The organism is Streptomyces sp. CA-210063 (genome assembly GCF_024612015.1).
Taxonomy (GTDB): domain Bacteria; phylum Actinomycetota; class Actinomycetes; order Streptomycetales; family Streptomycetaceae; genus Streptomyces.
On sequence record NZ_CP102512.1, the window covers coordinates 8,683,542 to 8,706,489 of the forward strand.

Consider the following 22,948-nt stretch of genomic DNA (forward strand, 5'->3'; position numbering starts at 1 on the left):
GCCACAGCGGCGGGTGCCCACATGGTGGACGCCACCTCTTTGGACCTGCGGATACGACCTCGTAGGGCGTCCGCTTCGCGGACAGCCCTCTCTCGCCTGCGCCATACATCTGCTTTACTGATCTCATGACCACGACGAGCTGCCGCACCCTTGCGACCGAGGCGACCATGACGCCCGGTGCTCGTTGTATGTGTCGAATGTGCGCTTTCTAGAGGGCCCAAGCACCACCCCTGAGCCATGGGGGCCCCTCCCGCTCGAGCGAAGCCGAGAGTGGGGGAGCCCCGAAGCGAGCCGCCGTGGCATGTCCGTACGCCGTATGCCGTACGTGACCGAGTTGCCCGCGCACCGACTTCCCTCCCGTACCAGGGCACACCCACGCCCTCGTACTCGACAGTGATGGAAACCCCAGTGATCACCACATCGGGCCTGACCAAGGTCTACCGAGGTCGCGGCCGAGAGACGACCGCTCTCGACGGCGTCGATCTGCACGTACGCGAGGGCGAGGTGTACGGCGTGATCGGCCAGTCCGGCGCCGGCAAGTCCTCGCTGATCCGCTGTGTCAACCTCCTCGAACGCCCCACCTCCGGAACCGTGACCGTGGCGGGCCAGGACCTGACCGCCCTGGCCGGCCGAGGCCCCCGTGCCGGCCGTGAGCTGCGCCGGGCGCGCAGCCGCATCGGCATGGTCTTCCAGCACTTCAACCTGGTCTCCTCCCGCACGGTCCAGGACAACGTCGAGCTGCCGCTCGAAATCCTCGGCAGGTCGGGCAGGGAACGCTCCCGCAAGGCCCTGGAACTGCTGGACCTCGTCGGTCTCGCCGACAAGGCGAAGGCCTACCCGGCCCAGCTCTCCGGCGGCCAGAAGCAGCGCGTCGGCATCGCCCGCGCGCTGGCCGGAGACCCGAAGGTGCTCCTCTCCGACGAGGCCACCAGCGCCCTCGACCCGGAGACCACCCGCTCGATACTCCAGCTGCTGCGCGACCTGAACCGGCAGCTGGGACTGACCGTCCTGCTCATCACGCACGAGATGGACGTCGTCAAGACGATCTGCGACTCGGCCGCCCTCATGGAGAAGGGCCGCATCGTGGAGTCCGGCACGGTCGGCGAACTACTCGCCACCCCTGGCTCCCAACTGGCCCCCGCCCTCTTCCCGGTGGGCGGCGAGGCATCCGGCGACGACCGCACCGTCCTTGACGTCACCTTCCAGGGCGAGGCGGCGACCCAGCCGGTCATCTCGCAGCTGTCCCGCACGTACAACATCGACATCTCGATCCTCGGCGCCGCCATCGACACCGTCGGCGGCCTCCAGATCGGCCGGATGCGCATCGAACTGCCCGGCCGCTACGAGGAGAACGTGGTCCCCATCGGCTTCCTGCGCGAGCAGGGCCTGCGGATCGACGTGGTCGGCCCCGAAGGCCGGGCGTCCGCACCGGTGAAGGAAGGTGCCAAGTGACCTGGACCGAGATGCGGCCCCTGCTCGAACAGGCCTGTTGGGACACCTTCTACATGGTCGGCTGGTCCACCCTCATCGCGGTCGTCGGCGGTCTCCCGCTCGGCGTCCTGCTCGTCCTCACGGACCGGGGCGGCCTGCTGCGGAACGTCCTCGCCAACAAGGTCATCGGGCAGATCGTGAACATCGCCCGCTCGATGCCCTTCATCATCCTGATGGTCGCGCTGATGGGCTTCACCCGCTGGGTCACCGGCTCGACCATCGGCCGCGAGGCGGCCATCGTGCCGCTCGCCATCGGCGCCATCCCGTTCTTCGCGCGCCTCGTCGAGACGGCCGTCCGCGAGGTGGACCACGGGCTCGTCGAGGCCGTGCAGGCCATGGGCGGCAACACCTGGACCGTCGTCCGCAAGGTCCTCGTCCCGGAGTCCCTGCCCTCGCTGATCTCCTCCGCCACCACGACCGTCGTCGCCCTCATCGGCTACTCGGCCATGGCTGGCACGGTCGGCGCGGGCGGCCTCGGCGACATCGCCATCCGCTACGGCTACCAGCGCTTCGAGACCGAACTGATGTGGATCACCGTGGCCGTCCTCGCGGTCGTCATCTCCGTCATCCAGTTCGCCGGCGACTACGCCGCCCACGCCCTCCACCGGCGCGGCGGCCACTCCGGATCCGCGCCGAGGCTCCGGCTGCTGAAGGCCAGGCCCACCGCGACCGAGGTCACCAAGGCCTAGGGCCCTTCAGGCACCCGCAGATTTCCCGTTCCACCCAAGACGGGATCACTCCACCCAAAAGGAAAGGCACTTTTCGTGCGTAACGCCGCCAAACTCGCCACCGCCGTACTCGCAGCCGGAGCCCTCACCCTCGGGCTCACCGCCTGCGGGGCGGGAGGCGAATCCGCCTCCGACACGAGCGGCCCGCTGATCGTCGCCGCCAGCCCGACCCCGCACGCCGAGATCCTCACCTTCGTCAAGGACAACCTGGCGAAGGACGCGGGCCTCGACCTGGAGGTCAGGGAGTTCACCGACTACGTCACGCCGAACACGGCGACCGAGGACGGGTCCGTGGGCGCCAACTACTTCCAGAACCAGCCGTACCTGGACGACTTCAACAAGAAGCGGGGCACCCACATCGCACCCGTCGTCACGGTCCACCTGGAGCCGCTCGGCCTCTACTCCAAGAAGGTCAAGAGCGCGGACGCCCTGAAGAGCGGTGCCACCATCGCCGTCCCGAACGACAGCGTGAACGAGGCGCGTGCCCTGAAGCTCCTCGACGCGGGCGGGATCATCACCCTGAAGGACGGCGTGGGCAACGAGGCGACCCCCGCCGACATCACGAAGAACCCGAAGAACCTCAAGTTCAAGGAGCTGGAGGCGGCTCAGACCCCACGCTCCCTGGACGACGTGGACGCCGCGGTCGTCAACGGCAACTACGCCATCGAGGCGGACCTCTCGCCCGCCGAGGACGCCCTGGTCCTGGAGTCCGCGAAGGACAACCCGTACGGCAACTTCCTCGCCGTCAAGGAGGGTGACGAGGACGACCCGCGCGTCGAGAAGCTCGCCAAGCTCCTCACCTCCGCCGAGGTCAGGAAGTTCATCGAGGACAAGTACGACGGCTCGGTGATCCCCTCCTTCTGATCCGCGCGACGGCACGTATACGGCGTATCGCCACGCATGGGGTCCGCTCCCTCACTGGGAGTGGGCCCTGTGGTGCGATTCAGTGCTTTCATGCTGCATGCTGGGCAGTTCAGCAGGCCCTCAAAGTTTTCGAAGGTTACGGAGCGGCGCATGATGAGCACCTTTCCCGACATCTCCATCAGCACGGAGCGGTTGGTTCTGCGCCCGTTCGACGAGGACGACATCCAGGCGTTCACCGAGATGATGAACGACGAGCAGGTGATGGCCTGGACCGATGTCCCGCAGCCCTTCACCGAACGCGGCGCCCGTAATTGGATCACCGACTACGCGCCCGCCGAACGCACCTCCGGACGCGGCCTCGACCTCGCCGTCACCGAGTTCCTCACCCAGCGCCTGGTCGGTGTCATCCAGCTGACCAAGACCAACTGGCACGTCCGGTCCACGGAACTGTCGTACGTCGTCGCCCCCTGGGCGCGCGGCGAGGGCTACGCCTCGGAAGCCGCCCTCGCGACCGCCCAATGGCTGTTCCGCGAGCAGAAGTTCGAGCGTATCGAGCTGCGCACCGCCGCCGACAACACCGCCTCCCAGCAGGTCGCGCAGAAGATCGGCTGCATCAGCGAGGGCGTGCTGCGCAACGCCTGCATAGCGCGCACCCGCACCGCCGAGGACGGCTGGACCGAGATCCGCACGGACTTCATCATCTGGAGCCTCCTCCCCGAGGACATCGAGGGCGTCAGCGAGGAACTGGCCGACAGCGGTGGTTTCGGCTCCTACTCGGACTGGAACTGAACAACCCACGGGCAGGCGCACGGCCGCCGCCCGGCCGCCGGGTCCCTCCGCGCCACCAGGTACCCTCACGGGACCCTGTGCGGGCATTCCCGACGACCTGCGAAGACCCTCTGGAGACTGACGACGATGGCCGACCGGGTCACGGTGATCGGCTGGGACGGCTCTCCCCTGACCGCCGCGGCGCGCGCCGCCCTCGCCGCCGCCACCCTGGTGGCCGGCGCCGCCCACCACCTGGCCCTGCCCGAGGTGCCCCCGGCCGCCGAGCGCATCCGGCTCGGCAGCGTCGCCCTCGCCGCCCGCCGCATCGCCTCCCACCGCGGCACCGCCGTGGTCCTCGCCGACGGCGACCCGGGCTTCTTCGGAGTCGTCCGCACGCTGCGGGCCCCCGAGTTCGGCCTGGAGGTCGAGGTCGTCCCCGGCGTCTCCTCCGTGGCCGCCGCCTTCGCCCGTGCGGGCATGCCCTGGGACGACGCCCAAGTGGTCGTCGCCCACCGCCGTACGCTGCGCCGCGCGGTGAACGTGTGCCGCGCCCACACCAAGGTCGCCGTCCTCACCTCACCCGGCGCCGGACCCGCCGAACTCGGCCTGCTCCTCGACGGAGTTCACCGCACCTTCGTCATCTGCGAGGAACTCGGCACCGAACGCGAACGTGTCACCGTCCTCACCTCCGACAAGGCCGTCGACCACACCTGGCGCGACCCCAACCTCGTCATCGTCATCGGCGGCCCCGTCACCGCGGGCGAGGGCGGCGGCTGGATCGCCGGCCGCGACCCCGGCGCCGGACCGCGCGGCTGGGCCCTGCCCTCCGGTGTCTACGGCGGCGCCATGGGCGAGGGCGAGGCCGAGCTGCTCCGCTCCTCCCAACTGGCCCTCCTGGGACCGCGCGTGGGCGACCTCGTATGGGACATCGGCTCCGGCAGCGGCGCCTTCGCCACCGAGGCCGCCCGCTGCGGCGCCGCCGTCATCGCCGTCGACCGCGACCCCGAGGCCTGCGGCCGTACGACCCTCGCCGCCCGCCGCTTCGGCGTTCAGCTCCAGGTCGTCCACGGCACCGCCCCGCACATCCTGGAGAACCTCCCCGAACCCGACGTCGTACGCGTCGGTGGCGGGGGAGCGGCGGTGGTCTCCGCCGTCGCCGACCGCCGCCCGCAGCGCATCGTCACCCACGCCCTGACCCGCCCCGCCGCCGAGCGCGTCGGACGGGACCTGAGCGAGCACGGATACGCAGTTCAGTGCGACTTCGTGCAGTCCGTCGAACTCGACACAAGGGCCTGGACGGAGCGGGAACGGAGCGTCGCGTTCCTGCTCAGCGGGACGCTGCCCGACCGTTCCCTGTGATCCGGTTGTCGTACCGGCGCGGTAGGCTGGCCGACTGTCGTACCGCACTTGGGCACCCGGCACTTCGTCGGTCAATGTCCTGAAAGCGCGCCCGTTTTGAGGGCGTGTGTGGTACGGCAGAACGGGGAGGACGCGCAACGTGGCGCAGTCCACAGTGGACCGTCGCGGATCAAGCTGTCGCGACGGCCGGACGACCGGGACAATGGCCAGTCAATGGCTTTGTCGACTTGCAGGCGGGTCGTCACGTGCCGCTGGGCGCGCACGCTCGTTCTCCACGGTGGGGCGGTCGGTGCGCCGTTCCCGGGCCAGCTGGCATGGAAGCACTAACCGATGGGCGAGGGGTACGCATGACCGACACCGGCCAGGTCCCGGGCGAGGGACTGCCGGAGAGCGCAGGCATGGTGGAACAGCCGGGCGTCCCTGCGCCGGGTGCGTACACCTACCTCTCCGAGACCGCCGCCGAGGACGAAGACCTTCTGCTGCCGGGCGCCCAGGGCGCGTGGGGCAACGAAATGCCGCCGCCCGCCCCCGAGCCCGTCGTCCAGGTCGTGCACGAGCCGGGCCCGCACGAGATGTCCGGCCGGGACAGCGGCTCGCACGATCTCAGCGCCGTCCGCACTCCGGTGGCGACCCCCGTCCCGCAGCCGCCGGTGGCTCGTCGCCCGCTGCACCTCGGCCCGCCCACCCCCGACGCCTCCGCCAGCCCGGTCCGCTCCCTCGCCGACCGCGGTCCGGCGGACGCCCCCGTGCCGCCCAGCGCGGCACGCCAGCCCGGCCCTGCCGCCACCGGACCCGAGTACCTCGACGTGCCCCCGCAGACCGCGTCGCAGTGGGTCGGCGCCCCCGCACCGGCGGCTCCCGCGCCGGGAGTGGCCACCGGGGGTGCGGCTGAAGAAACGGTCGTTCCGCAGGAGGAGCAGATTTCCGTGGCCGTGGCGGAGACGCCGCTGGTCGCGGACGCACCGGACGAGCTTCAAGAGGCCCAGGACCCCGAGGCCCTCCACCAGGCCCAGGACGCCGCCTATGCCCTGGCCCAGGAAGCCGCGATGGCCCAGTTCCGGGCCCCGGAGGCCGTCGGGACGCCGGTTGCCGCCCAGCTGCAGGCCACCGAGACCGTCGAAGCCCCGGCCGCTGCTGAACCCCAGCCCCTGGAGACGGCCGAAGCCGCGGCTGCCGCCGCTCAGTCGCAGACCCCGGAGGCCGTCGAAGCCACGGTTCCTGCCCAGCCCCATGCCCCGGAGGCGGCGGAAGGCTTGGCTACGGTCCAGCCCCGGGCCCCGGAAGCATCCGATGGCCTGGGTGCCGTCCAGCCTCAGGCTCCCGAAGCAGCCGATGGCCTGGTTGATGTCCAGCCTCAGGCCCCGGAGGCGGCCGTGATGCCGTCGGCGCCCGAGGCCGCCGAGGTCCCGCCCGCCGGAGAGGCCACGCAGACACCGCAGGTCGAGGTGGAGCAGGCCCCCGAGCCCGTGGAGACAGCAGCCGAGGCGCAGGCTCCCGAGGGGTCGGCCCCTGAGGAGGTCGGTCCCGCCGCATCGGCCGCGCAGGTGCCGGACGCCACTCCGTTCCCCCCGGCCGCCCAGGACCCCGACCCGGCCCAGGCTGCCGCCGAGGCCCAGGACGTCCCCCAGGTTCAGCAGGAGCCCGAGGAGGGCGCCGAGCCCGTCGACGCGTCCGTACCGCCGCAGGTCGCCGAGGCCGACGCACTGCCGCAGGACGACGCCGCGACGCCCACGCCCGCCGACGCCGCCGTGCCGCCGACCATGGCGGACGACGCCGAGCAGGCCGTGGCCGCCTCCGAGCAGCCGGCGCCGACCGCCGCAGCGGATCAGCAGGCCGTTGCCGACGTGCCGGATCCCGAGATCGCGACTGCGGCGCCTGACCAGGAGAGCGCCGTCGGCGCCCCGGACGCGCAGGCCGAGAACGTAGTACCGGACGCGGCGCAGGACCCCGCGCCCGCGCAGGACCAGCAGCAGCCCACGGCGCAAGCCCCGGTCGCCGAGGAGCCGCAGCCGACAGAGGCCGGGGCAGCGGAGGCCCAGCCGGTGGAGGCCGCGCAACCCCAGCCGGAGGCCGTCGCCGAAGAGGCCCAGCCGCTGGAGTCCGCGCAGCCGGAACCGCAGCCCGCCGTCCAGGGCCCGCAGGCCGCCGAGCCGGTCGCACCCGCGGCGGACGTCGCGGCGGTGGCGGACCAGGTGGCGCAGGTCGCCGACTCCGCCCCTCAGCCGGAGGCGGAGCAGCCGTCCGTGGCCGAGTCCGTGCTCGAAGCCGAAGCCGAGGCCGATGCCACGGACGCGACCGCGGCGGACCAGGCCACGGACGCCCACGAGCCCGCCCCCGTCGAGCAGCCGACCGGCGAGGCTCCGAACGAGCTCGCCGACCCCGCCACGGACCCGGCCGCCACGGACCCGGCCGCCATGGACCCCTCAGCCAGCGAGCCCCCCGTCGCCGAGCCCCCCGTCGCCGAGCCCCCCGTCGCCGAGCCCCCCGTCGTGGAGTCCCCGGCGCCCGTGCCCTCTCAGATCGACGCCCCCCAAGGAGCCGTCGTCCAGACCCCGGCCGAGCCCGCCCCTGAGACTCCGCTCGCGGACGCACCCCAGGAGCCCCACCCCGACGCCGACCAGCCGCTGGGCCAGTTCGTGCCCGTCGAGGGTTCGGTGCCGACCACCCCGCACCTGGCCCCGACCCCGCCCGGTGGGACAGTGGTCCCGCCGCTCCCCGCGGACGACCAGGTGACGCCCGTCGCCGCCGAGTTCCCGGCGGCCGAGGGACAGCCGGAGGCGGCCGACGAAGCCCCGGAGGCGGCGGAGCCCATGGCCATCGTCCCCGCCCCCCGGGACTCCGAGGCCGAGACGATCGTCGTATCGCAGCCGCTCGCTGCGGCGGACGACGCGGATCCCCAGGTCGTCCAGTACGCGGCGGACCTGGACACCAGGGCCGCCGACCAGGAAGACAGCGAAGCAGCGGCGGTGGAAGCAGTGGCAGCAGCCGAGGAGAGCACGGCCCCGGTGGACGAAGCACCCGAGGACGTACGGGAAGACGTAGGGGAAGAAGTACGGCAGCCCACGGGCCCGGCCGCGCCCCCGTACGAGGACGCCGAGCGCGAGGCCGTCCTCAAGGTCATGCGCGAGCGCCGCGACATCCGCAACGGCTTCCGCGGCGACCCCATCCCGCACGACGTGCTGCTCCGGGTCCTGGAGGCCGCCCACACGGCACCCTCCGTCGGCCACTCCCAGCCCTGGGACTTCGTCGTCATCCGCTCGGCCGAGACGCGCCGCACCATGCACGAACTGGCCCAGCGCCAGCGCGAGGCGTACGCGAAGTCGCTGCCCAAGGGCCGGGCGAAGCAGTTCAAGGAACTGAAGATCGAGGCCATCCTCGACACCCCGGTGAACATCGTCGTCACCGCCGACCCCACGCGCGGCGGCCGCCACACCCTGGGCCGTCACACCCAGCCGCAGATGGCCCCCTACTCCTCCGCCCTCGCGGTCGAGAACCTGTGGCTCGCGGCCCGCGCCGAAGGTCTCGGCGTCGGCTGGGTCAGCTTCTTCGACGAGCGCGAGATGGTCCGCGCCCTGGGCCTGCCCGAGCACCTGGAGGTCGTGGCCTACCTGTGCGTCGGCTACGTCGACGAGTTCCCGGAGGAGCCCGAGCTGATGCAGGCGGGCTGGGCCAAGCGCCGCCCGCTGTCCTGGGTCGTCCACGAGGAGACGTACGGCCGCCGCGCCCTGCCCGGCGCCGAGCCGCACGACCTGCTCGCCGAGACCGTCGCCGGCATCCGCCCGCTGGACGCCAAGGCGCTCGGCGAGGCATGGGAGCGCCAGAAGCGCATGACCAAGCCGGCCGGCGCGCTCGGCATGCTGGAGATCATCTCCGCCCAGCTGTCGGGCCTGTCCCGCCAGTGCCCGCCGCCGATCCCCGAGCCCGCCGCCGTCGCGATCTTCGCGGGCGACCACGGCGTCCACGCCCAGGGCGTCACCCCCTGGCCGCAGGAGGTGACGGCCCAGATGGTCGCCAACTTCCTCGGCGGGGGAGCGGTCTGCAACGCGTTCGCCACCCAGGTGGGCGCCGAGGTCTGCGTGGTGGACGTGGGCGTGGCGAGCGACCTCCCGGCCACGCCGGGTCTGCTGCCGCGCAAGGTCCGCGCCGGTACGTCCGACATGACCACCGGGCCCGCGATGACCCGCGAGGAGGCCAAGAAGGCCATCGAGGTGGGCATCGAAACCGCCCGCGACCTGGTGGCGGCCGGCAACAAGGGGCTCATCACGGGCGAGATGGGCATCGCCAACACCACGGCCTCCGCCGCGCTGATCTCCGTCTTCACCGGCGCGGACCCTGCCGAGGTCACCGGCCGGGGCACCGGTATCAACGACGAGACCCTCGCCCGCAAGACCGAGGTCGTCCGCCGCGCGATCGAGCTCCACCAGCCGGACCCCGCCGACCCCATCGGCGTCCTGGCCGCGATCGGCGGCTTCGAACACGCCGCCATCGTCGGCCTCCTCCTGGGCGGCGCCTCCCTCCGTACGCCGGTCATCCTCGACGGCGTCAGCGCCGGCGCCGCCGCCCTCGTGGCCCGCGCCATCGCCCCCGAGGTCCTCGCCGCCTGCATCGCCGGGCACCGCAGCGCCGAACCGGGCCACGTGGCCGCGCTCCAGAAGCTGGGCCTGCGCCCCCTCGTCGACCTCGACCTCCGCCTCGGCGAGGGCACCGGCGCCCTGCTCGCCCTCCCGGTCGTCCAGAGCGCCGCCAGAGCGATGCACGAGGTGGCGACGTTCGACTCGGCGGGGGTAACCGAAAAGTAGGTGAGTGGAGTCCCGGGTGCCTTCGCGGCCCGGGCGCGGTTGTGGGCAGTCGTTTCGCAGGTGGAACGGGTGGGCACAACCGCCCATTCGGCCGTGCACCCGGCGACGGCACGCACCACCCAGCCGGGGGGCCGGGGGCAGCGCCCTCGGTTTCGGGAAGGGGCGGGCTTGGGGAAAGGAACCCCACCCACCCCAACCCCACCCACCCCAGCCACCCATCGGACCCGCAGCCTAAAATCCCCACGTCAGGGCCGCTCCAAAGCCGCAGCGCCCCACCGCACCGCCGCCAGCCCGAGGAGCCGCACCCTCATGGCCGAACACCCCGCCTACCCCGTAGGCCTCCGCCTCACCGGCCGCCGAGTGGTCGTCATCGGCGGCGGTCAGGTCGCCCAGCGCCGTCTCCCCGCCCTCATCGCGGCCGGCGCCGACATCCTCCTCGTCTCCCCGGAAGCGACCCCGTCCGTGGAGGCGATGGCGGACGCGGGCGAGCTGACCTGGGAGCAACGCCCCTACGCGGAGGGCGACCTCGCCGAGGCCTGGTACGTCCTGATCGCCACCGGCGACTCGGAAGCGAACACTTGCGCGTCCGCCGAAGCGGAGCGGAACCGCATCTGGTGCGTCCGCTCCGACAACGCCGAGGAAGCGACCGCCTGGACCCCGGCGACGGGCCACAGCGAGGGCGTCACCGTAGCCGTCCTGACCACCCGCGCCGAGGGCCGCGACCCCCGCCACACCGCCGCCATCCGCGACGCGGTCGTCGAGGGCCTGCGCGACGGCACCCTCGTCGCCCCTCACCACCGCACCCGCACCCCCGGTGTCGCCCTCGTCGGCGGCGGCCCCGGCGACCCGGACCTGATCACCGTGCGCGGCCGCCGCCTCCTCGCCGAGGCCGACGTCGTCATCGCCGACCGCCTCGGCCCGCGCGACCTGCTCGCCGAACTCCCGCCGCACGTCGAGGTGATCGACGCGGCGAAGATCCCGTACGGCCGTTTCATGGCCCAGGAAGCGATCAACAACGCGCTGATCGAGCACGCGAAGCAGGGGAAGTCGGTCGTACGCCTCAAGGGCGGTGACCCGTACGTCTTCGGCCGGGGCATGGAGGAACTGCACGCACTCGCCGAGGCCGGCATCCCGTGCACGGTCGTCCCCGGCATCTCCAGCTCGATCTCCGTCCCGAGCGCGGTCGGCATCCCGGTCACCCACCGGGGCGTCGCCCACGAGTTCACCGTGGTCAGCGGCCATGTGGCCCCCGACGACGAGCGCTCCCTCGTCGACTGGCCCGCCCTCGCCCGGCTGACCGGCACCCTCGTGATCCTCATGGGCGTCGACAAGATCGGCCGGATCGCCGAGACCCTGGTGGCGAACGGCAAGTCCCCGGACACCCCGGTCGCCCTGGTCCAGGAGGGCACCACGGCCGCCCAGCGCCGGGTCGACGCGACCCTCGCGACGGTCGCCGAGACCGTGCGTACGCAGGAGGTCAAGCCGCCGGCGGTCATCGTGATCGGCGAGGTCGTGAAGGTGGGGCCCGGCACGGACGCGTGACACCCGGGCGGCGATCCCGGACCGTAGGACAGCGGAACGGTAACCACCGGTAACCCAACCCGTCCCAAGCCGTTGGCACCACACCCAGGACAAGGCAGTATCACCCTGTGGCCGATCTCATCACCGTTGAGGACCCCGACGACCCCCGCCTGCGCGACTACACCGGCCTGACCGACGTGGAGCTGCGCCGCAGGCGCGAACCCGCCGAGGGCCTGTTCATCGCCGAGGGCGAGAAGGTCATCAGACGGGCCAAGGAAGCCGGCTACGAGATGCGCTCGATGCTGCTCTCCGCCAAGTGGGTCGACGTCATGCGCGACGTCATCGACGAACTCCCGGCCCCCGTCTACGCGGTGAGCCCGGCACTCGCCGAGCAGGTCACCGGCTACCACGTGCACCGGGGCGCCCTCGCCTCCATGCAGCGCAAGCCCCTGCCGACGGCGGACCAGCTCCTGGGCGCCACCCGCCGGGTCGTGATCATGGAGTCGGTCAACGACCACACCAACATCGGCGCGATCTTCCGCTCGGCCGCCGCCCTCGGCATGGACGCGGTCCTGCTCTCCCCGGACTGCGCCGACCCGCTCTACCGCCGGAGCGTCAAGGTCTCCATGGGCGCGGTCTTCTCCGTGCCGTACGCCCGCCTGGACACCTGGCCCAAGGGCCTCGACGCGGTCCGCGACGCCGGTTTCACCCTGCTCGCCCTCACCCCGGACGAGAAGGCGAGATCCCTCGACGAGGCCGCCCCGCACCGGATGGACCGCGTCGCCCTCATGCTCGGCGCCGAGGGCGACGGTCTCTCCACCAAGGCCCTGATGTCCGCCGACGAATGGGTCCGCATCCCCATGGCCCACGGCGTCGACTCCCTCAACGTGGGCGCGGCGGCGGCAGTCGCCTTCTACGCGGTGGCGACGGGCCGCCCACAACTCTGAGAGGGCCCGCGCCGTAAGCGGCGCGGGGAACTGCGCGACCGGCCCCTCGAATCCGCGGCGAACAACCGAGCAGCAGTCCCGAGCTCTGTCTCTGTCGCCGCGCGGGCCAACGGTCAGCCGCTGCCCGACTCCAGCAACGACCGCTCCTGCCGCACGCCGCCGCTCCGCCCACCGTCACCGTCGAGCCCACGCGGCGGCCCCTGACACCCCTGCGCCGTAGCGATACCGAGCGCCGCCAGCAACGTCACCACGACGAAGACGACGAGCCGCTGCCGCAGCAACCGCGGATTGGCGGGCCGCCGCCCCGTCCCATTGGTCCGGGGCCCCGGCCGCCCGGCACCACCGCGCTGCGCGGTCCGCTTCCCGGGGCCGGTGGTGTTGCGGGACGGCGTGGGCCGCGAGCCACCGCCGGTCCGTGCTCCGCCCCCGCCCGTACGGGAACCGTTCCGGGGCGGCGGCGTACCGGGTGCACCCGACCTTCCCGGCTGAGTCCCACGGGGCTCCGGCGGCTGCCGCAACGTGCGCTGCTCGACGTACTGCTCCGCGAGCCGCCCCGAGGGCCGGTCCGGATCCGTACGAGGCGCGGGCGGCCGGACATCGACCAGCCCGTGCGCCTCACGGGCGGCGATCTCCTTGAGCCGCAGCGACAGTTGCAGCGTGCTGGGCCGCTCCTCCGGGTCCTTCGCGAGACAGGCGCGGACAAGGGGGGCGAGCGCGTCGGGCACCCCGCGCAGCTGCGGCTCCTCATGCACCACCCGGTAGAGCATGACCTCGGAACTGCCGTGTCCGAAGGGCGAGTCGGAGGTCGCCGCGTATGCGAGCGTGGCCCCGAGGGAGAAGACGTCCGTGGCCGGCGTGACCGCGGCCCCGCGCACCTGTTCGGGCGCGAGAAAGCCGGGCGATCCCACGGCCGTACCGACATGGGTCAGGGTCGAGGCCCCGGTCGCCCAGGCGATACCGAAGTCGATGATCCGCGGTCCCTTCGGGGACAGCAGGATGTTGGACGGCTTCAGATCACGGTGTACGACACCGGCCTCGTGCACGGCCACGAGCCCCTCGGAGAGGGCGGCACCGACGGCGGCCACATCGGCGGCCGACATGGGCCCCTCATCGGCGACCTTGTCGTGCAGCGAGGGCCCCGGCACGTACTGCGTGGCGAACCACGGCCGGTCCGCCTCCAGGTCGGCGGCGACCAGCCGGGCCGTACACCCGCCCCTGATCCGCCGAGCCGCCGACACCTCGCGCGCGAACCGCGACCGGAACTCCTGATCCTCCGCCAGATCCGGGCGGATCACCTTCAGCGCGACTCGCTGTCCACGCCGGTCGGAGCCCAGGTAGACAACGCCCATTCCGCCCGCGCCGAGCCGTCTGTGGATCCTGAACGAGCCGACGACGCGCGGGTCCTCGCGCCTCAGGCGCATCATCGCCATGTTCATCCCCGCTGCCCGTTCCGTCTGACGAGCCACAGCTTACGTTTCCACGGCCGGGCGTGCGCAGAGGCCGCGCCCTCACGACCCGATCGATTGTCAGTGCCGGGTGGGAAACTTGAAAGGTGGTCAGGGAACAGGAGTTCGGGCCGGTGTTGGGCTGCCTGTGATCCCAACCGCCCGCCACAGAAGGGGGATTGAACCCGTGAAGGGTGACCGTGTGGAGATAGTCGTGGACGCCGGGGACACGACGCGCACCTACGAGGTGATCGCGAGCAGGGCCGGCCGCCGGGTGGAGACGGCGGTACGCCGAGGTGTCGTGGAAGTGAGCGAAGTCACCCGCAACGGCTCCGTGGTCCGTACAGCCCGGTTCATGGCGAACCGGGTCCTCGCGCTGGTCGAACAGCCGGTGCCGCGCGAGGACGGCTCGGAGCGCAACCCGTAGCAGAAGGGACAGTCCGGGCGTCCCCTCCGGGAAGACCCCGAGACCTAGGACCGCGTCTCCACCCTGGGGAGTACATCGCAGGTCATTGCTCATCCTCGGGGAGGCCCGCCAATCGGTACGAGGGCATGACGACCCCGACCCGCCGCGCGCCTAGATTTGAGGTCAAGCGGCGGGTGCAGCACTCGTCCCCCGAGGTCAGACACCCGCCGCTGCCAACCGACAAGCAAGACCGACGAGAACAGTCAGAGGAGGGACCATGGCCTACACGGCACCGCGGACCGCGATCCGCACACGGGAGCGCGGAGCGTTCACCGCCGAGCGCCGTCCGGGTCGTCGCCACCCCTTGGTGGCGACCGCGATGGTCCTCCCCCTGGCGGCCCTGCTCGTGTACGCCTTCGGCGGCTGGGAAGCAGTGGTCACACAAGCGTCGTCCGTGGGTGTGATGCTGGGGCGCTGAGCGGCGACTCCAGGCCCGGAAGAGCGGTCCGGGCGGGGACATCCACCCATGAAACCCCGTGGGGACGGGGGTGCGGCGGACGGCAATAAACGCCCGCGCAGCTGGGGAGCTGCGCGGGCGTTGTTTTTCTGCGTACGGGACGGCAGCACGGACGCTGTCGCTACCCCTCCGCAGCCATCTGCGGCAGCCCACCACCACAAACCTCCCCTGCCCAGCTACGGCAGCCCGCCACCGAAACCCCCGCCTGCCCTGGCTGCGCCCAACGCGTCGCAGTGATCCCCACCTGTCCCAGCTGCCGGCAGCGTGTCGACGTGACCCCCACCCGACCTGTCCCAACTGCGGGCAATCGTGCCGCTGGGGCGGCACGGGTGGGCGCAGCGGCACCTCGTGACCGCCGAGCCGCGGAACCTCCCCCCGGCCGGCCCCAGCCCACAGCACCTGCCTGCGTAGGCTCACGCTCAGCGCCGCCGCCGTACCACTCCGCAGGGGGACCCATGACCGCCACCGCCGATGCCGACGTACTCCCCGCCCTGAGGGCCAAGGTACGCAGCACGGCCCACCCCGAATCCACCCCCTGCTCCCACCCCGACACGGTCCTCGCCGAACGCGCCGACGGCACAGTCGTCCGCCACGCGAACACCGTCGCCAAGGCCCACGCCCCCGAAACGAACCCCACCCACCTGACCCTCCGCCTGGCGGTGGCCACCGCCCACCCCGACACCCTCCTCGCCCCCCTCCACCCCACCCCGGCCCCCCTCCACGGCCGCCTCATCACGCTCTGGCCGTACGGCACCCCGGTCGACCCCGACACCCCGGAGCACGCGCCATGGGAGGACGCGGCCACCCTCCTCGCCCGCCTTCACCGTCAGCCCCCACCCCCGCACCTGCCCCCCATGCGCGGCCCCGCCAAGGCCGCCCAAGCCATCGCCCGCCTCAAAGCCGCCGCCCCCCACCACCCGGCCACCGCCCCCATCCTCCGCGCCTGGCACACCCTTCCCACCTGGGCCCGAGCCGAGGCCCCCATGCCCGACGCGACCACCCTCTGCCACGGCGACCTGCACCTCGGCCAGCTCGTCCGCCACCCGGCGACGACCGGCCCATGGCGACTCATAGACGTCGACGACCTGGGCGTGGGCGTCCCCGCCTGGGACCTGGCCCGCCCGGCCGCCTGGTACGCCTGCGGCCTCCTCCTCCCCGACGAGTGGACCCGCTTCCTCACCGCGTACCGGCAGGCCGGCGGCCCGGCGGTCCCCGCGCACGGCGACCCCTGGCCCGTACTGGACGTACCGGCCCGCGCGCTCACCGTGCAGACCGCGGCCCTGGCGATCGCTAAGTCCACGGCGGCCGGCCGCCCCCTCGACGACGCGCAGCGGTCCGTTGTCGACGCGTGTGACCGTATGGGAGGCATCCCGCCCGAGTCGGCGAACGCTTTCCCGACGTAGGGTGCAACCGACCGCAGCCGGACAGTGTCTGTCCTGGCGTAACGCGAAGCAGCACCGAACGGCGAGGAGTTGAGCCGAACCATGCACATGCAGTGTCCGAAGTGCCATGCGCAGATGCACACCTACAACCGCAATGGCGTCCAGATCGAGCAGTGCAGTGGCTGCCGGGGGATCTTCCTCGACTACGGCGAGCTGGAGTCCCTGACCCGCCTGGAGTCCCAGTGGGGCGGCGGCCCGGCCGTTCCGCCTCCGCCGGCCGCCCCGCAGTACCCGGCGGGCGGCGGTCACAACGCCCCGGCCTGGGGCGCCCCGCACGGTGGTCACCACGGAGGGCATCACGGGAGCCACCACGGCCACCGCGACCGCGGCTTCGGCCACATGCTGTTCTCCAGCTGATCCGAAGGACGACGAAGCCCCCGACCGCGAGAAGCGGCCGGGGGCTCGGTGTGTGTGGACGATACTGGGATTGAACCAGTGACCTCTTCCGTGTCAGGGAAGCGCTCTCCCGCTGAGCTAATCGTCCTGGGGATCACAACCCGTGGGCTGTGGATCTCGCGTGCGCGATACTGGGATTGAACCAGTGACCTCTTCCGTGTCAGGGAAGCGCTCTCCCGCTGAGCTAATCGCGCGGGTCGAAGCCTCGCGGCTCCAGAAGCCCTGAGGCCTCAGTGGACGATACTGGGATTGAACCAGTGACCTCTTCCGTGTCAGGGAAGCGCTCTCCCGCTGAGCTAATCGTCCTTGGAGGTGGAGACGGGATTTGAACCCGTGTAGACGGCTTTGCAGGCCGTTGCCTCGCCTCTCGGCCACTCCACCAGGAGTGCGGGGTTCGGGAAGATCCCCCACTTTCCTGCGAGCGGACGACCAGGTTCGAACTGGCGACCTCAACCTTGGCAAGGTTGCGCTCTACCAACTGAGCTACGTCCGCTTGTCGTGTCCAGTCCGCTTCCGCGTCCCGGCGACGAGTTGAACTCTAGCGGATTCCGGGGCCAGTACAAAAACGCGTTTGTGCAGCGTGCTGCGGTACGTCCGGTCCAGGACCCGGCCGGGTCCGCCCGCGAGGCACCCGTCCTAGACTCGACTGCGTGCTCGACCTCCCTCCGCTCGCCCGCTTCGGCGACCTCGTGGCCACCGGTCTCACCGATGTGACCAGCGATGCCGCCGCCCTGGACTCGTCCGGCTTCTGGGCCGTGTGCGCGGACTACGAGGGCGGTCTGATGTGCGCGCGCTTCCGTGACGTACGTCGCGAGCCGGCGCCCCCTCCGGTGCCGGGGGAGTGGTGGGGGCCGGGTGTCGATGACTGGACGTCGTCCCTCGATCGCTCCGCGTACACGGCGGGCGTACGCCGGATACGCGAGCACATCGCCGCCGGCGAGGTGTACCAGGCGAACCTCTGCCGGGTGCTGTCGGCCCCTGTCGCGCCGGACGCCGATGTGGACGCCCTGACCGCGCTACTGGCGCGCGGCAACCCGGCGCCGTTCGCAGGAACGATTCGCCTCCCGGCGCACGGCGTCGAGATCGCCACCGCGTCGCCCGAGCTCTTCCTGCGCCGCGACGGCCGGGTCGTCGAGTCGGGCCCGATCAAGGGGACCGGACGCACCGAGGCGGATCTCCTGGAGAAGGACTACGCCGAGAACGTGATGATCGTCGATCTGGTCCGCAACGACATCGGGAAGGTCTGCGCCACCGGCTCCGTGACCGTGCCCGACCTGTGCGTCGTCGAGAAGCACCCGGGGCTGGTGCACCTGGTCTCGCTCGTGCGCGGTCGGCTGCGCACGGACACCGGCTGGCCGGAGCTGCTCGCCGCCGCCTTCCCTCCCGGCTCCGTCACCGGCGCGCCCAAGTCGAGCGCCCTGCGGATCATCGACGCCCTGGAGACAGCCCCGCGCGGCCCGTACACCGGGGGCATCGGCTGGGTCGACGCGGACCGGGGCACCGCTGAGCTGGCCGTCGGGATCCGTACCTTCTGGATCGACCGGGCGGCGGGCGCGCTTCGCTTCGGCACGGGCGCGGGCATCACCTGGGGGTCGGACCCCGAGGCGGAGTGGCGGGAGACCGAGCTGAAGGCCGCCCGGCTGCTCGCGGTAGCGTCGGGAACGTACGAGGCGAGTGGGAGGACCCTTACGTGAAGATCTGGCTCGACGGCGGACTGCAGGACATCGACTCCGCCCGTGTCTCCGTCCTCGACCACGGGCTGACCGTGGGCGACGGCGTCTTCGAGACCGTGAAGGCGGTCGACGGGCGGCCGTTCGCGCTGACCCGCCACCTCGACCGGCTGGCCCGCTCGGCGCGCGGACTCGGCCTGCCCGAGCCCGACCTCGACGAGGTGCGCCGCGCCTGCACCGCCGTCCTGGAGGCGGGCCCGGTGGCGCTCGGCCGGCTGCGCATCACCTACACCGGCGGTGTCTCACCGCTCGGCTCCGACCGCGGCGACCACGGCCCTACCCTCGTCGTCGCGCTCGGCGAGACCGCCCGGCGCGCCGACTCCACCGCCGCGATCACCGTCCCGTGGACCCGCAACGAGCGCGGCGCCCTCACCGGCCTGAAGACCACCTCGTACGCCGAGAACGTCGTCGCCCTCGCCCGCGCCCACGAACAGGGCGCCACCGAGGCGCTGTTCGCCAACACGGTGGGACAGCTCTGCGAGGGCACGGGCTCCAACGTCTTCGTCGTCCTCGACGGCGAGATCCACACCCCGCCGGTCGCCTCCGGCTGCCTCGCGGGCATCACCCGCGCCCTAGTCGTCGAGTGGACCGGCGCCCGCGAGACCGACCTGCCGCTGGACGTGCTGGAGCGCGCCGACGAGATCTTCCTGACGTCGAGCCTGCGCGACGTGCAGGCCGTGCACCGCGTCGACGCCCGCGAACTGTCCATCACTCCGGGCCCGGTGACGGCCAAGGCGATGCGGGTCTTCGACGAGCGATCCGGCGACGACCTGGACCCGTAAATGCCGCCGATATTGGGCTGACCCGGCGGTCCGGAGCGGGTAGAACACCCCTGATGACCACCACCCTGCGGCCCATCGAGCCGCTTCAGCACGCCGCCGACGGGTCCCGTTCGCGCCGCTATCAGGTGTGCGTGAACAGCCGTCCCGTCGGCGAGATACACCTCGGCACGCGCCCCGATCCCGGGTCCTCGGCCGCCCGGATCCTGGATCTGCGGATCGATGAACCGGACCGGCGGCGCGGCCGGGCCACGGTGGCCGCACTCGCCGCCGAGGAGGTGGCCCGCGGCTGGGGCTGCCGGCGGATCGAGACGACCGTCCCGGCCGGCGCCGAGCCGGCGCTGCGGCTGACCCAGGCGCTCGGCTACGTCCTGCGCAACCGGGGCATGCGCAAGGCCCTCGACGGCACCCCGCCCGAGCTGCCCGCGGGCAGCCGCGGTCGGCCCATGACCGAGGCCGAGTACGGGCCGTGGAGGGAGGCCGGGCTGGAGGGCTACGCGCAGGACTTGATCACCCGCGGCGTACCCGAGGCGGAGGCGTATGCCAGGGCCGCCGACGACTACGAGCGGTGCCTGCGGCAGGGAGTGGCCTCCGAGAACAACCTGTGCAGCGTGCTGGAACACGAGGGCACCAGAGTCGGCACCCTGTGGCTGTGGCTGACCGACGACACCGCCTTCGTGTACGACGTGGAGGCGGACGCCGCACACCGGGGCAGGGGACACGGCCGTACGCTCATGCTGCTGGCGGAGGCCCAGGCGGTGGCCGCCGGGAAGACCACCATCGCCCTCAACGTCTTCGCGGGAAACCTCCGGGCCGAATGCCTCTACGAGTCGCTCGGCTACGAGACGACCGCCTACCACCTGTCCAAGCCCCTCCTCTGACGGCTGCAGCGAGGCGCCCCGGAGGTCAGGCGCCTTCGGCCAGCAGCCGGTCGGCGATCTCCTCGATCCGCTCACGCAGCCCCGCCTGGCTCTTGCCGCCGTCGAGGCGCTCGCCGCCGATGACATAGGTGGGGGTGCCCGTCACACCGATCGCCTTGCCCTCCGCCTGGTCGGCGTCGACGATCAGGATGTGCCGGCCGTCGATCAGCGCGGTGTCGAACTCCTCGGCGTCAAGAGCGAGTTCACGGGCCACCTCGACCAGGAACGGCTCGCCCGCGCGGTCCAGCTCCTCGACCCTGCCGAGCACGGCCTCGACGTACGGCCACGCCTGCCCCTGCTCCGCGGCCTCCTCGGCGGCCTGCGCGGCGGCGAACGCGTGCTTGTGCTTCTCCAGCGGGAAGTGCCGCAGCCGTACGTCGAGCCGGTCGCCGTAACGGGCCCGCAGCGCGCGGATGTCGTCGAGGGCGCTGCGGCAGTCGGGACACTGGAGTTCGCACCAGACGTCCAGGACGACGGCGGACGGCACGGGGGAGAAGTCGCTCATGGGGATCAGTCTCCCAGCCCGGGTCCGCACCGGCCCAATCCAGGGCCGACCCCGAGACGACCCGGAGATGTCCCTGAGGTCTCCCCGGACCATGGCATATCGGACGCGTGACGGTGCAGGATGGAAGGGACGGACCGAGACCGCCCGACCGAGCACAGCCTGGAGGACCGGATGATTGCCGAGACAGTCTGTGCCGCCGTCTCCGCGGCAGGCCTGGGCCTCGCCGCGATCACGGCGTACCGGAAGCGTTTCCTCAGGGCGACTCGAATCGCCGCCTATTCACTCGTGCCCCTCGGCCTGGTGATGACCGGGGTCGTCGAGTGGGTGGCCGACACCGCGTTCAGCCCGACCGCGTGGGCCGGCTTCGGCGTGCTCGGCGCCGCCTGGTTCCTGTTCATGACCACGCGTGCCGTGGAGCGGCGCCGTGGAGGCACCGGCAAGGAGCGCAAGGCGGCCAAGACGTCCGGCACCGAGGCGATAGCCCCGGCGGCCTCGGCGCCCTCGCTGGGCCGGAGTTCACGGCCGGCGGCCCGCCCGGCGGCCACACCCCGGGCGACCGGTTCCGGCGCGTCCGGCGGGGACGACTTCAGCGACATCGAGGCGATCCTGAAGAAGCACGGCATCTGATCCGAAGGAGCGCAAGGCTCCGACCGCCCGAAACGCCACGGACTGAAACGACACAGAAGGTCGGGCGGCGGCGCCCAAGTGATCACGTTCGCTCCGGACGTTGTGGATATTGGCGAACTCTCCGTCATTCCGGGTGGGTTGATCGCGCGGAGGGTCTCCGCTGCGTCATCATCGCGGCGAGATGCTGGACACAACACAGAGCGACACGACCGCCCCACCCCAGGAGCGGCGAGGTTGTCTCTTCGCGCTCTCCCAGCCACCGCTGATGATCTTCCTTGCGGTGATCGGCTGCCTGCTGCTCATGGCGTCACTGCACGACCTGCTGATGCTCTGAGCTGTAAACGGAGCCCCTGACGTCACCCGTCGAGGGCTCCGTCAGTCCCCGACCGCGCCCTCGCCGAACCGCCCGCCGTCTCCTCAGCCCGCCGCCTCCTTGCGGCGCGCCCGGTAGGCGGCCACGTGCAGGCGGTTTCCACAGGTGCGGCTGTCGCAGTAGCGGCGCGAGCGGTTGCGGGAGAGGTCGACGAAGGCACGCCGGCAGTCGGGCGCCTCGCAGCGGCGCAGCCGCTCCTGCTCCCCGGCGACGACGAAGAAGGCGAGGGCCATGCCGCAGTCGGCCGCGAGATGGTCGGCGAGGGAGGCACCGGGCGCGAAGTAGTGCACATGCCAGTCGTAGCCGTCGTGGTTGGTGAGCCGGGGTGTGGTGCCCGCGGCGGCGATCAGATCGTTGATGACCGAGGCGGCCGAGCCCGCGTCGGGGGCCGCGAAGACCTCGGTGAACCGGCCGCGGATCCTGCGCACGGCCGAAAGATCGAACTCCGACAGCACGCCGACGTCGCTGACCCCGTGGTTTCGTACGAAGTCGGCGAGCGACGGGACGTCCGTGAGCCCGTCCGTCGCCGAATCGTTCTCCGGCGCGGTGTTCACCAGATCCACCACGGTGTCGAGGGCACACCGGGTGTCGTGGGTGATCAGCACGTTTCGCTCCCTGGCCTGCGAGGGTCGGGCGGGCGCCCGCCGATGGTGGCCGATGGTAGTGGCTCGGCGAGGCGGCGGACCGGCGTGGACCGGTCCGAAGCACCCCTGATACGAGCGGAACGGGCCGAGGGCCCGATTGGTGCCCCGGGCCCCTTCCGGTCGTATCAGGGCAAGGCGACGCCGCCGCGCGGAGGTCCGCGACGACGGCGTCGATGGGTCGGCCTGAGCCGTATTCGGTTGTCTTGGCCCGAGCCGTCTCCCCGAGTGGACGGCGCCGGGCGGCTGTGTGGGGCTTCCTAGCTTTCCGCCAGGATGTGCGAGAGCTCCTGATCGAGGTCGAAGTGCCGGTGTTCCGTGCCGGGCGGCACGGCGGCGTCTGTGCGCTTCAGGAAGGACTCCAGGGCCCGCGCCGGGGCTTCGAGGAGGGCCTCGCCCTCGGGAGAGCTCAGGGCGATGCACACGACGCCCTGACCGTGGCTGCGGGACGGCCAGACACGGACGTCGCCGGTGCCGGTGGGCCGGTGCAGGCCCTCGGCGAGGAGGTCGCGGGCGAACACCCATTCGACCGTTTCCTCGGCTCCGGTGTGGAAGGTGGCGTGCACGGCGTAGGGATCGGCCGTGTCATACCGCAGTCCCGCGGGAACAGGCAGTGAGGACTCGCTCGACACAACGAGGCGCAGGTGCAGCTCGCAGCTGACCGTGGTGTTCATAAGCGCCATGGCCTTT

The 22,948-nt window shown here is 72.0% G+C and carries 21 protein-coding genes and 5 tRNA genes; 17 read left to right on the top strand and 9 right to left on the bottom strand.

Features of this window, described 5'->3' with window-relative positions; translation table 11 throughout:
• Positions 1-408 precede the first annotated feature (408 nt).
• The 8 genes from JIX56_RS37975 to JIX56_RS38010 all read left to right on the top strand — a co-directional run bounded on the left by JIX56_RS37975 (position 409) and on the right by JIX56_RS38010 (position 12,477).
• Positions 409-1,452: a methionine ABC transporter ATP-binding protein gene (locus JIX56_RS37975; protein ID WP_257547469.1), complete on the top strand. Its 1,044-nt coding sequence runs from the start codon at positions 409-411 to the stop codon at positions 1,450-1,452.
• Complete coding sequence (locus tag JIX56_RS37980) at positions 1,449-2,180, top strand: methionine ABC transporter permease (protein ID WP_257547471.1); 732 nt, start codon at positions 1,449-1,451, stop codon at positions 2,178-2,180. The genes JIX56_RS37975 and JIX56_RS37980 overlap by 4 nt, the downstream gene beginning before the upstream one ends.
• A gap of 75 nt (positions 2,181-2,255) precedes the next feature.
• Complete coding sequence (locus JIX56_RS37985) at positions 2,256-3,083, top strand: MetQ/NlpA family ABC transporter substrate-binding protein (protein ID WP_257547472.1); 828 nt, start codon at positions 2,256-2,258, stop codon at positions 3,081-3,083.
• A gap of 150 nt (positions 3,084-3,233) precedes the next feature.
• Complete coding sequence (locus JIX56_RS37990) at positions 3,234-3,872, top strand: GNAT family N-acetyltransferase (protein WP_257547474.1); 639 nt, start codon at positions 3,234-3,236, stop codon at positions 3,870-3,872.
• 126 nt (positions 3,873-3,998) lie between these two features.
• Positions 3,999-5,210, top strand: a complete 1,212-nt coding sequence (gene cbiE, locus JIX56_RS37995) for a precorrin-6y C5,15-methyltransferase (decarboxylating) subunit CbiE (protein WP_257547476.1) — start codon at positions 3,999-4,001, stop codon at positions 5,208-5,210.
• Positions 5,211-5,557: 347 nt separating this feature from the next.
• Positions 5,558-10,009, top strand: a complete 4,452-nt coding sequence (gene cobT, locus JIX56_RS38000; protein ID WP_257547478.1) for a nicotinate-nucleotide--dimethylbenzimidazole phosphoribosyltransferase — start codon at positions 5,558-5,560, stop codon at positions 10,007-10,009.
• A gap of 309 nt (positions 10,010-10,318) precedes the next feature.
• Positions 10,319-11,551 carry a uroporphyrinogen-III C-methyltransferase gene (cobA, locus tag JIX56_RS38005; RefSeq protein WP_257547480.1) on the top strand — a complete coding sequence of 411 codons (1,233 nt, stop codon included), beginning with the start codon at positions 10,319-10,321 and terminating at the stop codon, positions 11,549-11,551.
• A gap of 107 nt (positions 11,552-11,658) precedes the next feature.
• Positions 11,659-12,477 (top strand): TrmH family RNA methyltransferase, encoded by an 819-nt coding sequence (locus JIX56_RS38010; protein ID WP_257547481.1) that lies wholly within the window; start codon positions 11,659-11,661, stop codon positions 12,475-12,477.
• Between the two features lie 113 nt (positions 12,478-12,590).
• On the opposite strand, the gene JIX56_RS38015 is transcribed toward JIX56_RS38010, so the two are convergent.
• Entirely contained in the window at positions 12,591-13,913 is a 1,323-nt protein-coding gene (locus tag JIX56_RS38015) for a serine/threonine-protein kinase (RefSeq protein ID WP_257551342.1), read from the bottom strand.
• A 196-nt stretch (positions 13,914-14,109) separates the two neighbouring features.
• On the opposite strand from JIX56_RS38015, the gene JIX56_RS38020 reads away from it, so the two are divergent.
• The 4 genes from JIX56_RS38020 to JIX56_RS38035 all read left to right on the top strand — a co-directional run bounded on the left by JIX56_RS38020 (position 14,110) and on the right by JIX56_RS38035 (position 16,644).
• On the top strand, positions 14,110-14,349 hold the full coding sequence (locus JIX56_RS38020; protein ID WP_257547483.1) for a hypothetical protein: 240 nt from the start codon (positions 14,110-14,112) through the stop codon (positions 14,347-14,349).
• A gap of 256 nt (positions 14,350-14,605) precedes the next feature.
• Complete coding sequence (locus JIX56_RS38025; protein WP_257547485.1) at positions 14,606-14,806, top strand: hypothetical protein; 201 nt, start codon at positions 14,606-14,608, stop codon at positions 14,804-14,806.
• A 494-nt stretch (positions 14,807-15,300) separates the two neighbouring features.
• The gene (locus JIX56_RS38030) at positions 15,301-16,248 is read left to right on the top strand and encodes a phosphotransferase family protein (RefSeq protein ID WP_257547487.1); all 948 of its coding nucleotides are present in this window, start codon (positions 15,301-15,303) and stop codon (positions 16,246-16,248) included.
• 87 nt (positions 16,249-16,335) lie between these two features.
• Positions 16,336-16,644 carry a TFIIB-type zinc ribbon-containing protein gene (locus JIX56_RS38035; RefSeq protein WP_257551344.1) on the top strand — a complete coding sequence of 103 codons (309 nt, stop codon included), beginning with the start codon at positions 16,336-16,338 and terminating at the stop codon, positions 16,642-16,644.
• Between the two features lie 55 nt (positions 16,645-16,699).
• On the opposite strand, the gene JIX56_RS38040 is transcribed toward JIX56_RS38035, so the two are convergent.
• The 5 genes from JIX56_RS38040 to JIX56_RS38060 form a co-directional block, all read right to left on the bottom strand.
• Positions 16,700-16,771: transfer RNA gene (locus JIX56_RS38040), tRNA-Val, on the bottom strand.
• Between the two features lie 34 nt (positions 16,772-16,805).
• Positions 16,806-16,877, bottom strand: a tRNA-Val gene (locus JIX56_RS38045).
• Between the two features lie 40 nt (positions 16,878-16,917).
• Positions 16,918-16,989 (bottom strand) — tRNA-Val (locus JIX56_RS38050).
• Position 16,990: 1 nt separating this feature from the next.
• Positions 16,991-17,064: transfer RNA gene (locus tag JIX56_RS38055), tRNA-Cys, on the bottom strand.
• Positions 17,065-17,103: 39 nt separating this feature from the next.
• Positions 17,104-17,176 (bottom strand) — tRNA-Gly (locus JIX56_RS38060).
• A gap of 157 nt (positions 17,177-17,333) precedes the next feature.
• On the opposite strand from JIX56_RS38060, the gene JIX56_RS38065 reads away from it, so the two are divergent.
• The 3 genes from JIX56_RS38065 to JIX56_RS38075 are packed head-to-tail and all read left to right on the top strand — an operon-like array spanning position 17,334 to position 20,073.
• Entirely contained in the window at positions 17,334-18,377 is a 1,044-nt protein-coding gene (locus JIX56_RS38065) for an anthranilate synthase component I family protein (RefSeq protein WP_257547489.1), read from the top strand.
• Positions 18,374-19,195: an aminotransferase class IV gene (locus JIX56_RS38070; protein WP_257547491.1), complete on the top strand. Its 822-nt coding sequence runs from the start codon at positions 18,374-18,376 to the stop codon at positions 19,193-19,195. The genes JIX56_RS38065 and JIX56_RS38070 overlap by 4 nt, the downstream gene beginning before the upstream one ends.
• A 53-nt stretch (positions 19,196-19,248) precedes the next feature.
• The gene (locus JIX56_RS38075) at positions 19,249-20,073 is read left to right on the top strand and encodes a GNAT family N-acetyltransferase (RefSeq protein ID WP_257547493.1); all 825 of its coding nucleotides are present in this window, start codon (positions 19,249-19,251) and stop codon (positions 20,071-20,073) included.
• 25 nt (positions 20,074-20,098) lie between these two features.
• On the opposite strand, the gene JIX56_RS38080 is transcribed toward JIX56_RS38075, so the two are convergent.
• Entirely contained in the window at positions 20,099-20,617 is a 519-nt protein-coding gene (locus JIX56_RS38080; protein ID WP_257547495.1) for a DsbA family protein, read from the bottom strand.
• A 171-nt stretch (positions 20,618-20,788) separates the two neighbouring features.
• Here JIX56_RS38080 and JIX56_RS38085 point away from each other — a divergent pair, with 171 nt between their 5' ends.
• Both JIX56_RS38085 and JIX56_RS38090 read left to right on the top strand, forming a co-directional pair.
• Complete coding sequence (locus tag JIX56_RS38085; protein WP_257547497.1) at positions 20,789-21,244, top strand: hypothetical protein; 456 nt, start codon at positions 20,789-20,791, stop codon at positions 21,242-21,244.
• A gap of 181 nt (positions 21,245-21,425) precedes the next feature.
• Positions 21,426-21,578, top strand: coding sequence for a hypothetical protein (locus JIX56_RS38090; protein ID WP_200300465.1), 153 nt, complete (start codon positions 21,426-21,428; stop codon positions 21,576-21,578).
• Between the two features lie 83 nt (positions 21,579-21,661).
• Here JIX56_RS38090 and JIX56_RS38095 read toward each other — a convergent pair whose 3' ends face one another.
• The gene (locus JIX56_RS38095; RefSeq protein ID WP_257547498.1) at positions 21,662-22,222 is read right to left on the bottom strand and encodes a CGNR zinc finger domain-containing protein; all 561 of its coding nucleotides are present in this window, start codon (positions 22,220-22,222) and stop codon (positions 21,662-21,664) included.
• A gap of 296 nt (positions 22,223-22,518) precedes the next feature.
• The gene (locus JIX56_RS38100; protein ID WP_004002642.1) at positions 22,519-22,932 is read right to left on the bottom strand and encodes an SsgA family sporulation/cell division regulator; all 414 of its coding nucleotides are present in this window, start codon (positions 22,930-22,932) and stop codon (positions 22,519-22,521) included.
• Positions 22,933-22,948: the final 16 nt, after the last annotated feature.